We start from the raw sequence: 12,167 nt of genomic DNA on the forward strand, positions 1-12,167 counted from the left end.
AGGCGCTGGAGGGCAGATGACGGACCTCGACCTCACCGAGCTGACCGCCGTACGACTCGTCGAGGGCTACCGCAGGGGCGAGTTCAGTCCGGAGGAGGCCACGCGGGCCGCGCTGGACCGGGCCGAACAGATCCAGCCGGACGTGAACGCGTTCGTGCGCCTGCTGCCGGACGAGGCCCTCGCGCAGGCCCGCGCGTCCACGGAGCGCTGGCGGCGCGGCGAGCCGCGGGGACTCGTCGACGGCGTCCCGACGACCGTGAAGGACATCCTGCTGCTGCGCGGCACGCCCACCCTCAAGGGTTCGAGGACGATCACGGAGAACGGCCGCTGGGAGGAGGACGCCCCCTCGGTCGCCCGGCTGCGCGAGCACGGCGCCGTCTTCGTCGGCAAGACCACGACGCCCGAGTTCGGCTGGAAGGGCGTCACCGACTCGCCGCGGTCCGGTGTGACCCGCAACCCGCACGACTTCTCGCGCACCTCGGGCGGCTCCAGCGGCGGTGCCGCCGCGGCCGTGGCGCTCGGCGCGGGTCCCCTCGCACTGGGCACGGACGGCGGCGGCAGCATCCGCATCCCGGCCGCCTTCTGCGGGATCTTCGGCCTGAAGCCGACGTACGGGCGCGTGCCGCTGTATCCGGCGAGCGCGTTCGGCACGCTGGCGCACGTGGGCCCGATGGCCCGGGACGCGGCGGACGCGGCGCTGCTGCTCGACGTGATCGGCGCGCCCGACAGCCGCGACTGGTCCGCCCTGCCGGCCGCCCCCGGCCCCTTCTCGGCGCGGCTGGCGGGCGGGGTGAAGGGCCTGCGGGTGGCGTACTCGCCGTCGCTGGGCGGCCAGGTGGCGGTCCGTCCCGCGGTCGCCGCCGCGGTGCGGCGGGCGGTGGAGCGGCTGGCCGGGCTCGGCGCCTACGTCGAGGAGACCGACCCCGACTTCACCGACCCGGTGGAGGCCTTCCACACGCTGTGGTTCTCCGGGGCGGCCCGGGTGACCCAGCAGCTCGGCCCGCACCAGCGGGGGCTGCTCGATCCCGGGCTGCGGGAGATCTGCGCGGCCGGCGCCCGGCGTTCGGCGCTGGACTACCTCGCCGCGGTGGACGTCCGTATGGAGATGGGCCGCCGGATGGGCCTCTTCCACGACACCTACGACCTGCTCGTCACGCCGACGCTGCCGATCACCGCGTTCGAGGCGGGCGAGGAGGTGCCCAAGGGCTCCGGTCACCGGCGCTGGACGGGGTGGACCCCGTTCACGTACCCGTTCAACATGACCCAGCAGCCGGCCGCGACCGTCCCGGTCGGGACCGACGGCGACGGGCTGCCGATCGGCATGCAGCTGGTGGCCGCCCGGCACCGGGACGAACTGGTGCTGCGGGCGGCCCACACGCTCTACGAGGCCGGGGTCGCCGCGGCCGGGATCACGCGCGGCGGAAGCTGAGCGTCTCCCCCGCCGCACCCGAGCGCCACAGGTCGTTGCAGCCCTCGGCCATCGCGTCCAGTCCCTCGACGACCTGGCCCCAGACGGTGCCGGGGACCCAGCCCACGTCGGCGTTGAGCAGCAGGTTGTTGCGCTCGTAGAAGAGGGCGAGGTCGACGACCGTGGTGCCCGCGCGGACCTCGCGGTCGTATCCGTAGGCCCTGGTGCCGAGTTCCGCGCCGGCGAAGGAGAAGTAGCACAGGTCGCCGGGGATCGGTGTGACGGTCGGGTTCTCGAGCGGCGGCTCCGTCTCCGCGAACGGCGGGAAGAGGGCGTAGATCTCGTTTCGGGCGTACTTGGCGTGATAGACGTCGCCGCCCAGGGGCAGCGCGTCCCAGACCGCCGCGCAGGTGAGCGGCGCGCGGTCGTCCAGGAGTTTCACGGCGCAGTGGACGCCCCGTTCGGCAAGAGAGACTTTTACGTATCGATCGCCCATGTCAGCCCCTCTGCCCGGTGACGGACGCACTCATGCATCCGCCGCCACAGAACGGGAAGGTCTCGCTTAGGCCACCGTTGAGTCACAGCGGCCGTTCGGTAGGCATAGACCACGGAGATCGGGCAGGTGCCCCGACTGGTCTGCGTACGGGCAGGCCTGGCAAGGCTCTCTGTGGAGGTCGAGTGTCCATGTCCGAGTTCCCGAACCTGTCCCGCCGGGGCTTTCTGACCAGAACGGCGGCCGTCGGTGGCCTGCTCACCGTCCCCGGGCTCATCACCGCCTGCAGCAAGACCGACAGCGGCGACAGCAAGGGATCGAAGCTGGAGCAACTCAAGAAGCAGGGCTACGTGAAGGTGGCCTACGCGAACGAAGCACCCTACGGCTACAAGGAGAACGACCAGCTGAAGGGCGAGGCGCCCACGCTGCACCGGGAGATCTTCAAGGCTCTCGGGGTCGACGAACTGCGCCCGACCTTCTCCGAGTGGGACGGTCTGATTCCGGGTCTGCAGGCCGGTAAGTACGACGTGATCAGCGCCGGTATGGCGATCATTCCCGACCGGTGCGAGAAGGCCCTGTTCTCCGAACCGGAGTTCGTCTCGCCCACCGCGATGATGGTGAAGAAGGGCAATCCCAAGAACCTCTCCGACCTCGCGTCGGCGAAGAAGGCGGGCATCACCGTCGGCGTGATGTCGGGCGCGGTCGAGAAGGACTACGCCACCGCCGCCGGGATCTCCTCGGGCAACATCAAGACGCTGCAGAAGCCGCAGGACGGCGCGGACGCGGTCAAGGGCGGGCGGATCGACGCCTTCCTGCTGACCAGCATCTCGCTGAACTGGCTGGCCAAGAACAACAGCGGCCTGGAGGTCACCGAGCCCTTCATCCCGGAGGTCGACGGCAAGAAGCAGTACAGCCCGGGCGGCGCGGTCTTCCGCAAGGGCAACGAGGACCTCAGGGACGCCTTCAACACGCAGCTGAAGAAGATCACCTCCGATCCCGCGGAGTACGTGAAGCTCATCGGGCAGTACGGCTTCGGCAAGGAGACCATCCCGCCGGCGAACCTCAAGACCGCCGACCTCTGCAAGGGCTGACGGGGAAGCCTGCCCATGGGTGACTTCTATACGTACTTCTTCGACCATCTGTCGGACGTCTGGTCGGGGTTGTGGGTGACGGTCGAGGCGACGGTGCTCGGTTCGGCCGTCGCCCTCGTCCTGTCCTTCGTGTTCGGATTCATGGCGAACAGCAGGCCCGTGCTCGTGCGGGGGGTGTCACGGGTGCTCGTGGAGTTCTTCCGCGGGACCTCGCTCTACGTGCAGCTGTTCTGGCTCTACTACGCCTTCCCGCTGGTGGCCGGCTACCAGCTGTCGCCGCTGTTCTGCGGTGTGCTGGCGTTCGGCATGAACTACGGCGCCTACGGCTCGGAGGTGGTGCGCGGCGCGCTGAACGCGGTGCCGAAGGCGCAGTGGGAGGCGGCCATCGCGCTGAACATGACACCGCTGCAGCGCATGCGCCGGGTGATCCTGCCGCAGGCCTGGGTGCAGATGATCCCCCCGTTCACCAACCTGCTGATCCAGCTGCTGAAGGCGACGCCGCTGCTCTGGCTGATCACGGCCACCGATCTGACGACGGTGGTCGAGCACATGCGTGACCGCACGGGCGCCACGACCTGGGCCTATCTGACGCTGCTGGTGATGTACTTCATCCTCGCCTACGCGCTGACACTGCTGATGAACTTCCTGGAACGACAGGCCAAGACCCGGCTCGGCCAGCACACCAGCGCCCGCAGCCTGCTGCGCAGCCGCAGCGCCGAATCGGCGGAGAAGGCCGAGATCGCGCAGGCCACGGGAGGTGGCGGATGAACTACACCTGGGACTGGGACGCCGTCCGGGAGTCTCTGCCACTGCTGTGGGACGGCTTCAAGATCACGCTGCTCGCGACCGTTCTCGGAACGGCGCTGGCCGCCGTCCTCGGCCTGGTCGTCGCCATGGCCGGACGTGCTCCGACCCGCCTGGTGACCGTGCCGGTCCGGGCGGTCACCGAGTTCATCCGTTCCACCCCGATGCTGGTGCAACTGGTCGGCGCGTACACCATCTTCAACACCGTCGAGCCGCTGACCATCGGCATCGCGGTGCTCGGCATCCACTACGCCTCCTACCTGTCGGAGGTGTACCGGGCCGGCATCGACGCCGTTCCCAAGGGCCAGTGGGAGGCCTGCCGGGCGCTGTCCATGTCACCGCGGCGGACCTGGCAGGCCGTGATCCTCCCGCAGGCGGTGCGCAACGTGCTGCCCGCACTGGGCAACTACGGCATCGCCATGTTCAAGGAGACGCCGTTCCTGGCCGTCATCACGGTCCAGGAGATGGTCTTCCACGCGCGGGAGTACGGGGCGGACCACTTCACCTACGTCGAGACCTTCACCCTCGCGGGCCTGATCTTCCTTGCGGCGAGCTATCCCACCTCGCTGCTGATGAGAAAACTGGAGAAGCGCCTTGGCCACTGACGACCCCCTGCAGAAGACGAATCCGGAGGACCGCGTGCCGGACGCCGCCGCGTCCGGTCACCTGGTCGTGTTCGACGAGGTGGTCAAGCGCTACGGCGACCACGTCGTGCTCGACCACCTCGACATCACGGTCGACCGCGGGCAGCACGTGACCCTGATCGGGCCGAGCGGCTCCGGCAAGACCACCATCCTGCGGCTGCTGATGACCCTGGAACAGATCAGCGGAGGGCTGATCCTGGTGGGCGGCCGGCCGCTGTCGCACATGCCCGGCCCGAACGGCTCGCTCAAGCCGGCCAGCGAGAAGTACCAGCGCGACATCCGCAAGCAGATCGGGATGGTCTTCCAGCAGTTCAACCTGTTCCCGAACATGAACGTGCTGCAGAACATCACCGAGGCGCCGGTCAACGTGCTCGGCCTGGATCGCGCCGAGGCCGAGGGGCGCGCCGAGGAACTGCTGGACATGGTGGGCCTGCGCGAGAAGATCAAGTCGCACCCGACCCAGCTGTCCGGCGGCCAGCAGCAGCGGGTGGCGATCGCCCGGGCGCTCGCCATGCGTCCGGAGATCCTGCTGCTCGACGAGGTGACCTCGGCGCTGGACCCGGAACTGGTGGCCGGTGTGCTCGACCTGCTCCGGGAGATCGCGCACACCACCGACATCACCATGCTCTGCGTGACCCACGAGATGAACTTCGCCCGTGACATCTCCGACCGCGTGATGATGTTCGACAAGGGCAAGATCGTCGAATCCGGGACCCCGGAGAAGATCTTCAGCGAGCCCGAGAACGACCGCACGCGGGAATTTCTCAGCGCGGTTCTCTGACGTCGGAGGTTGAACACGGTTCAACCTCCGAGGTCCGGGCGCCGGTTCGTGTCCCTGGCATGTGCCGGCGTGCCTGCGCTGCTGTTGAGAGCGGTGAGGCGGGGTTCCGATCTCGTCAACAGCCGCTCACAACAAGCCTCTTGACCGTTATCGTGGAAGTGTTCCGCTGTCCGGATTACGGCCAAGTTGTAGAGCGACCGAGCAAGCGCAGGGGGATGCACCGTGGCGCTGAAGCACGAGCCGACCGCGCCGTACCATTCGGCCCAGGACGCGCTGCGCGTCCTGGAGGCCGTGGCGCGGCACTCGACCGGAGTCACCGACAACGAACTCGCCCGTCTCGTCGACCTCGCACCGGAGCGGCTGACCACCCTCCTGCGGATGCTGCGCCGCGAGGGCTACGTCGAGCAGATCACCGAGGGTGCGTACGTCACCGGCGACGCCCTCACCCGGCTCGGCTCGGCCCAGGGCCGGGACCGGGCCCTGCACGAGAAGCTCCAGCGCACCCTGGACCGGCTGCGCGACTCGGTGGGTGCCGCCGTGTACCTCAGCCGGTACGTCGACGGCGAGGTCAAGATCGCCCAGTACGCCGACGGGCCCACCACCCCGGTGGTCCACGAGTGGGTCGACTTCCGCTCCTCGGCGCACGCCACCGCGATCGGCAAGAGCCTGCTGGGCCAGCTCGACCACAACGGCCGGCGCGACCACCTCTCCCGCCACCGGCCGGCCCGGCTGACCTCGCGCACCATCACCAGCGACAAGCTGCTGCTCTCGCACCTGGAGGCCCAGCCGCCCACCGTGCCCCACCTCGATCTTCAGGAGTACGCGGTCGGCACGGTCTGCGCGGCCGTGCCGGTCAGCGCCGGCGCCTCGGTCGGCTGCCTGGCCCTGTCGCTGCCCGTCGAGGACGCCCACCGCCTGCGCCAGGCCGCGGACACCCTCAACCGGAACGCGACGCCGGTGCTGCTCTCCCTGGCCATCTAGGGCTGTGCCCGGCCCGGCCGCAGCACCGGGGCCCGCCGGGTGTGGTCGGAAGCACCCCCGCGGACCAGGTAGTATTTTCTTCGTCGCCACCCGCGGGACACGGTTCCGGTGGGCGGCGTGAGTCATGCGCCGCTAGCTCAGTTGGTTAGAGCAGCTGACTCTTAATCAGCGGGTCCGGGGTTCGAGTCCCTGGCGGCGCACCGATGAAGGGCCTCTCGTGGAGACGAGGGGCCCTTCGGCGTCCTGCGGGGTGAGCCGCCGGTACGCCCGCTCCCCGGGCGGCCGCCACCACACGGGGTCCGCGCACCGCACCCCCTCCTTCCGCAGCCGCGCCCGGTGGATCTTGTTGGTGGCCGTGACCGGCATCCGCTCCACGACCCGGACGAACCGCGGCGCCATCTTGGTCCCGAGGTCGGGCTGGGCCGCCAGGAAACCGGCGAAGCCCGCCGGGTCGAAGGTCCCCGCGACCGTCGCCATCACCTGGTCGCCGGTGACCGGGTCCGGCACCGCGTAGACGGCGACGGCGGCCGCGCCCTCGTAGCGGGCGAGGATGTTCTCGATCGCCGCGGCGGCCAGGTTCTCGCTGTCGACGCGCAGGCGGTCGTCGGTGCGGCCCGCGAAGTAGAGGTAGCCGTCGGCGTCCCGGTAGAAGAGGTCACCGGTCCAGTACCCGCCGTCGTGCCGCCGCTCGGCCTCCGCCGCCGGGTTGCGCCAGTACCCCTCGAAGGGGTTGGGCGCCCGGTTCACCAGCTCCCCTATCGCCTCGTCCCCGTTGAGCAGCCGCCCCGCCGCGTCGAAACGGGCGGGCGGGCGCTCCTCGCCCGTGTCCGCGTCGAGCACGACGAGTCCGGGCGCCGCCCGTCCGACCGCTCCGGGCGGTGTCCCCGGCGACCACTGCACGGCCGCGCCGCCCTCCGACGAGCCGTACCCTTCCACCAGCCGCACCCCGAACCGCCGCTCGAAGGCGGCCGCGTCCACCGCCCCCGCCTCCGTGCCGAAGCCGAGCCGGAGCGGATGGTCGCGGTCGTCGGCGCGCTCCTCGGTGGCCAGGATGTACTGCACCGCCCGGCCCACATAGGTGAAGTACGTCGCCCCGTACGCGCGGACGTCGGGCAGGAAGCGGGAGGCCGAGAAGCGGCGCCGCAGCGCCACGCCCGCGCCGGCCGCGAGCGCGGGCGCCCAGTCCGCGATCACCGCGTTGCCGTGGAACATCGGCATGCAGACGTAGTGCACGTCGTCGCGGCCCACCCCGAACTGGCCGGCCAGCGAACGCCCGGCCGCGGCCAGCCGCCCCTGGGAGCAGATCGCGGCCTTGGGCGCGCCCGTCGAACCGGAGGTGAAGTACAGCAGCAGGCGGTCGCCGGGCGCGGCCCGGGAGGGGTCCGGTGCGGCGTTCGCGTACGGCGCCAGGAGCGCGTCGTACTCCTCGGTGCCGGTCACCAGGACGCGTACGCCGGGCAGTTCGAGCCCGGCCAGGAGCGGGAGGTGGCCGCGCTCGGTGACCACCGTCCGGCACTCGGTGTGCAGGATGTCGCGGGCGAGCTCCGGGCCGCGGCGGGTGGGGTTGATCCCGGCGACCGCGGCACCCGCGAGCGCCGCCGCGCCCAGCCACATCGGGTACTCGGGGGTGTTGTCGAGCAGCACCCCGACATGCGGCTCGGCGCCGGGCGGCAGCAGATCGGCCAGCAGCGCGGCCCGCGCCGCGGCGCGGGCGGCCACCTCGTGGTGCGTGAGCACCTGGTCCTCGTACCACAGCCCCGGCCGGTGATCACCGAACCGCTCCGCGACCTGCTCCGCGACGGTGCCACTGGATTCCATGGCAGCGCACGGTAACTGACATATCGTCAGATGTGGAGGGTCAGAACCCCGGCATGTCGTCGTTCAGAAAGACCTCGGTGTACGTGACCATGAAGACGACGCAGAACGCCACCACGAGGGCGAGGAAGAACAGCAGGCAGCCGGCCCTGACCGCCTGCCCGCGCTGCCCCGGCTCATGGGCGGTGGCGACCACGGCGGGGCCGTCCGTGTAGTAGACGGTGACGGGATCGCCCTCCAGGCGGATCGCCGGACCGTCCTCCTCCTCGAACCGGACGCAGCGGCCGTCGTGGGTCGTGAACTCGTAGACGTGGTGCAGCGTCGTGCTCGCCGAGGTGTCGGCGCCGCCGCCGTCCGTCGTCGTGAACATCCGCAGACAGCGCCCCTGGGCCGTGAGCCCGCTCTTCCACGCGGCCCGGATCTGCAGCCAGCGGCGCACCACGCGGTACGCCATGAACAGGGCCAGCCCCAGAATCAGGCTGGGCGCCAGGTAGAAGAGCACGTCCATGAGGTCCCCCGGTCTCGGTCCGCCGCCCCCGTACGGTCGGCGTGCCAGGAACGTACCCGCGGGTAGGGTCAGGGTCGCTCAAGAAAGGCTCAGAGATCGGGTACGTGCGCCGGGACCGAGCCTCCCGGCGCACGCACCCCGTCCGGCGGGATCAGAAGGTGACGTCCGAGCAGGAATAGAACGCGTTGCCCGTGTCCGCGATCGTCCATACCGCGACGATCATGTGGTGGCCGCTCAGGCCGGACGGCAGGGTGCCGCTGTGGGAGAGGGTCGACGGAGGACGCTGCCCGTTGTAGGGCACCGTCAGGAACGGTGTGGTGTTGAGGTCCGAACGGGCCAGGTGGTGGTTCTGGTTCCAGCCCTGCCTGGTGACGTAGTACTTGAAGTCCGTCGTGGCGTGCATGGCGGTGAACTGCCAGCGGAACGTGTAGCTCTGACCGCCCGTCACCCTGGTGGTGGGCCAGGCGCCGCCGGACGGCGTCCTGGAGCCGTCGAGCGGGGAGAAGCGCGCGTTGCCGCCCGAGCAGATGGTCCCGTCGGCCGGCCCGGCGGCCGGGAAGCCCTTGGGGCCTTCGACGCTCTGCGGCTCGTACTGGATGTCGCCGCAGTTCGTCACCGTGCCGTTGGCGCACAGCTTCTGCCTGCTGACGGGGAGGTCGGTGTAGCCGTGGCTGCTCGCGCTGCCGGCCGAGAGCACCAGGGCCCCTGCCGTGGTGAGCCCGAGCGCGGCGGCGTACCACTTGGTCTTTCTGCGCATGCTGCCGCTCCTGAAGAACGTGGGGGAAGTTCCATGAGGCGTGCAGGTCTAGACCAAGTGCAGAATATTGCCATCAGTTGAACATGTCCATACCAATCACGGTACCTGTTCGCCCCGTCCGGCGCAGAACGCCACCGTCAGGTCCTTGACCAGCGCCTTGCGTTCGTAGTCGTCGAGGTCCACCAGCCCGCGCACGGTCAGCCGCGTCACCGTGTCCTCCACGGAGTCGACCACCGAGGTGAGCACGCTCGCCCGGTGCCGCGCGTCCAGCGCGGCGATACGGCGGCGGTTCATCGCCGCGGCCACCTCGGGGGCGTACTCGATGCGGACCGGCTGCACCGAGAACACCTCCAGCCCGACCGGCGCCGCGTCCGCCGCGGTCAGCCGGGTCAGCGCGTCCCCGGCCGCCTCCACGGAACCCCGTGTCCCGCCGGGCGTCTCCACCGGCACCCGGGCTAGAGCCGCCTCCACGCACTCGCGCAGATAGGTCTCGTGGTCCTCGATGCCCAGCACCGCCCGCGCCGTGTCCCGCACCCGCCACACCACGAGCACCACCACGCGCAGAGCGACGCCGTTGCCGTCGGCCGCGGGCATCGGCTCGCTGCGCCAGTGCCGCAGCCGTACGTCGACCCGGCGCCGCAGCAGCAGCGGGTTGACCCACAGCAGCCCGGTGCGCCGGACGGTTCCCCGGTAGCGGCCGAACAGACCGAGCACCCAGGCCCGTCCGGTCCGGCCCCGGGCCAGCCCGCCGAACCCGAAGAGACCGAGCGCGCCCGCGCCCGCGTAGGCCGCCCACTGCGCGGGACCGAGTCCGGCTCCCGCGTACGCGGGCAGCCGCAGCGCCGCCGCAGCGAGCGGCGGCAGGACGCCCGCCCACCACGAGGTGGCCACGCAGCCGGCCGCCCCGCAGGCCCCGGCCAGCACGCCCGCCGCTCCGGGCAGCACCCGCGCGGGCCGCTCCCCGAGCTCGGGGTCGACCCGCGGCACCGGCCGCGGCTTCGCCGCCGAACGGCGGAACCGGGGCTGCTCGCCCGTGCCCTGCCGGCGGCCGACGACCGTCGGTCTCAGCGGCACGGACACCGGGTCCGGGTCGTCCCGGAACAGCAGATGGACGGGGATCTCGGTGGTCGCCTCGTTCTGGATGAGGCGACCTGGCCTGCCCGGCCCCTCGGACTCGGGCGTCTGTGACGTGGTCGTCGTACTCATGCGTGCCTCCAGCCTCCGCGCCAGATGCGTCACAACAGGTGGGTGGAACAGGGCCGTTCAGCGGCGAAGGCCCTGGGGAGATCGGAACCGCTCAGGAGAACAGCCGCCTCCACGTCTCGGGCCCCGGAAAGCCGTCCGCCGCGCCGCCGCGCCAGCCCTGGGCGCGCTGGAAGGCCTCGACGTTGCGCCGGTCCGCCTCGCCCCAGCGCGGTCCCGGCCCGGTCGTGTAGTACTTCCCGAACCCCTTCCGCACGAGCTGCCGCCCGAGCCGGGTCACGAAGTCGTTCACCGCCCCCGGCCGGAACATCGCCCGCCCGGGGAAGGCGGGCACCGCGCCGGGCGACGGCGCCGGCCCGCCCGCCTTGGCGGCCGCGGGGATCGCCTTGCCCGCGCCGGTCTCCAGCAGCTCCCAGGTCCGCGGTCCCGGCAGCCCGTCCGCGGCCTCGCCCCGCCAGCCCTGGGCCAGCTGGAACGCCTCGGTGGCCCGCCGGTCCGCGTCCGACCAGCGCGGGTCGGGCCCCGAGGTGTAGAAGCGCCCCGCGCCGCGCGCGACGAGCTTCTCGCCGAGCCGGGTGACGTACCTGTTGTTGGCGCCGGGGCCGAAGTAGGCCGCTCCCGGATACGGCGTCCGGGTGCTCGGGGCGGCCGGCGCACCCGGCTGGGCCGGTGCCGGGTCCGGCGCGAGCCCGGTGTACCGGTAGGGGACGTAGCGGTCGGAATTGGTCCAGTAGGCGTACGGGGTGGCCTGCTTGCGGGTGTGCGGGGGCGTCTGCTCGTAGGCGACGTAGTTGCTGTGCGTGTAGTCGGTCCAGCCGCCGAAGACGACGACGTGCGAGCCCTTCTCCGGATTCTGCGGATTGTGGAAGAGAAGGATGTCGCCGGGCTGGAGTTCCTCCTTGGAGATCTGCTTCCCGTACTGCCCGAGGCTGCCCGTCCATTCGTTCCGGGGCAGTCCCCAGGCCATCGAGACGAATCCCGAGCAGTCCTGGCGGTAACCGTCGGACCAGTAGTCCGTCATGCTGTACGGCACCTGGGCGTCGACCCATTTCTTGGCCCGGTTGATGATCTCCGCGCGGGTGGTCGTGGGCGTCTTCCGCACGTCCGGGGGTCTGGCGACCTTGGCACTGCGACCGTACAGCGGGGCCTTGCGGCCCTGCGGGGAACGGTGCCCGTCACCTGCGGGAACGTCGGGACCGGGCGGTGCCTGCGGGCCCGCGAGCGCCGGGGCCACCTGCCCGGCGCCGAGCGCGGTGGAGGCGGCCGCCGCGACGATCACGGCGCGCCGGGCGGCGGGGTGCCGCACCGTCCGCGCGTACGGCAGAACGCGGCGCCAGTGCGCGCATCCGGGGCATTCGCAGTCGCTCGCCGGGGCGAATTCCTCGAAAACCGGAGCCGTCATGCGATTCCCCTCACACTCCCGATGGAAAAGACCGCGCGTGTCCACGTCGATCACTTTGCCAACGGTCTTCCCGACTCGCATGTTGACGGTCCGAATGATGTACACCCCCCGGCCCGGACGTGGCCCGCCCCGCCCGCGAGGTGGTCGGGACCACCCCCCGCGGTCCGGTAGAGTTGCGCCGTCAGCAGGCGCCGCTAGCTCAGTTGGTTAGAGCAGCTGACTCTTAATCAGCGGGTCCGGGGTTCGAGTCCCTGGCGGCGCACGACGACGACGGCGAGGC

At 71.1% G+C, this 12,167-nt stretch carries 12 protein-coding genes and 2 tRNA genes; 8 read left to right on the forward strand and 6 right to left on the reverse strand.

The genetic code is table 11. From position 1 onward, the window contains the following. Positions 1-16 precede the first annotated feature (16 nt). Entirely contained in the window at positions 17-1,429 is a 1,413-nt protein-coding gene (locus ACIRPX_RS03910; protein WP_404187812.1) for an amidase, read from the forward strand. Here the strand turns inward: ACIRPX_RS03910 and ACIRPX_RS03915 are convergent. Further along, a complete protein-coding gene (locus ACIRPX_RS03915) occupies positions 1,410-1,904 on the reverse strand; it encodes a DUF3830 family protein (RefSeq protein WP_404187814.1) in 495 nt (164 codons plus the stop codon). The two genes, ACIRPX_RS03910 and ACIRPX_RS03915, sit on opposite strands and share 20 nt — an antisense overlap. 188 nt (positions 1,905-2,092) lie before the next feature. Between ACIRPX_RS03915 and ehuB the strand changes: the two genes are divergently transcribed. The 6 genes from ehuB to ACIRPX_RS03945 all read left to right on the forward strand — a co-directional run bounded on the left by ehuB (position 2,093) and on the right by ACIRPX_RS03945 (position 6,402). Continuing rightward, positions 2,093-2,992 (forward strand): ectoine/hydroxyectoine ABC transporter substrate-binding protein EhuB, encoded by a 900-nt coding sequence (gene ehuB, locus ACIRPX_RS03920; protein ID WP_404187817.1) that lies wholly within the window; start codon positions 2,093-2,095, stop codon positions 2,990-2,992. Positions 2,993-3,007: 15 nt separating this feature from the next. After that, positions 3,008-3,760: an ectoine/hydroxyectoine ABC transporter permease subunit EhuC gene (gene ehuC, locus ACIRPX_RS03925; protein ID WP_404187820.1), complete on the forward strand. Its 753-nt coding sequence runs from the start codon at positions 3,008-3,010 to the stop codon at positions 3,758-3,760. Beyond that, on the forward strand, positions 3,757-4,401 hold the full coding sequence (gene ehuD, locus ACIRPX_RS03930) for an ectoine/hydroxyectoine ABC transporter permease subunit EhuD (RefSeq protein ID WP_404187822.1): 645 nt from the start codon (positions 3,757-3,759) through the stop codon (positions 4,399-4,401). The genes ehuC and ehuD overlap by 4 nt, the downstream gene beginning before the upstream one ends. Next, complete coding sequence (gene ehuA, locus ACIRPX_RS03935) at positions 4,391-5,221, forward strand: ectoine/hydroxyectoine ABC transporter ATP-binding protein EhuA (protein ID WP_404187825.1); 831 nt, start codon at positions 4,391-4,393, stop codon at positions 5,219-5,221. The genes ehuD and ehuA overlap by 11 nt, the downstream gene beginning before the upstream one ends. Positions 5,222-5,443: 222 nt before the next feature. Beyond that, positions 5,444-6,202: an IclR family transcriptional regulator gene (locus ACIRPX_RS03940; protein ID WP_404187827.1), complete on the forward strand. Its 759-nt coding sequence runs from the start codon at positions 5,444-5,446 to the stop codon at positions 6,200-6,202. A 126-nt stretch (positions 6,203-6,328) separates the two neighbouring features. Beyond that, positions 6,329-6,402: transfer RNA gene (locus ACIRPX_RS03945), tRNA-Lys, on the forward strand. Here ACIRPX_RS03945 and ACIRPX_RS03950 read toward each other — a convergent pair. The 5 genes from ACIRPX_RS03950 to ACIRPX_RS03970 all read right to left on the reverse strand — a co-directional run bounded on the left by ACIRPX_RS03950 (position 6,368) and on the right by ACIRPX_RS03970 (position 11,887). Beyond that, positions 6,368-8,020, reverse strand: coding sequence for an AMP-binding protein (locus ACIRPX_RS03950; protein WP_404187830.1), 1,653 nt, complete (start codon positions 8,018-8,020; stop codon positions 6,368-6,370). The two genes, ACIRPX_RS03945 and ACIRPX_RS03950, sit on opposite strands and share 35 nt — an antisense overlap. Positions 8,021-8,060: 40 nt before the next feature. Then, positions 8,061-8,525 (reverse strand): DUF3592 domain-containing protein, encoded by a 465-nt coding sequence (locus tag ACIRPX_RS03955; protein ID WP_404187833.1) that lies wholly within the window; start codon positions 8,523-8,525, stop codon positions 8,061-8,063. A gap of 151 nt (positions 8,526-8,676) precedes the next feature. Next, positions 8,677-9,282: a lytic polysaccharide monooxygenase gene (locus tag ACIRPX_RS03960; RefSeq protein WP_404187836.1), complete on the reverse strand. Its 606-nt coding sequence runs from the start codon at positions 9,280-9,282 to the stop codon at positions 8,677-8,679. Between the two features lie 96 nt (positions 9,283-9,378). After that, on the reverse strand, positions 9,379-10,488 hold the full coding sequence (locus ACIRPX_RS03965) for an SPFH domain-containing protein (RefSeq protein WP_404187839.1): 1,110 nt from the start codon (positions 10,486-10,488) through the stop codon (positions 9,379-9,381). 91 nt (positions 10,489-10,579) lie between these two features. Further along, positions 10,580-11,887, reverse strand: a complete 1,308-nt coding sequence (locus tag ACIRPX_RS03970; protein ID WP_404187842.1) for a peptidoglycan-binding protein — start codon at positions 11,885-11,887, stop codon at positions 10,580-10,582. A gap of 188 nt (positions 11,888-12,075) precedes the next feature. Here ACIRPX_RS03970 and ACIRPX_RS03975 point away from each other — a divergent pair. After that, positions 12,076-12,149, forward strand: a tRNA-Lys gene (locus ACIRPX_RS03975). Positions 12,150-12,167: the final 18 nt, after the last annotated feature.

The sequence above is a fragment of the Streptomyces sp. NPDC101225 genome (assembly GCF_044767585.1).
Classification (GTDB): domain Bacteria; phylum Actinomycetota; class Actinomycetes; order Streptomycetales; family Streptomycetaceae; genus Streptomyces.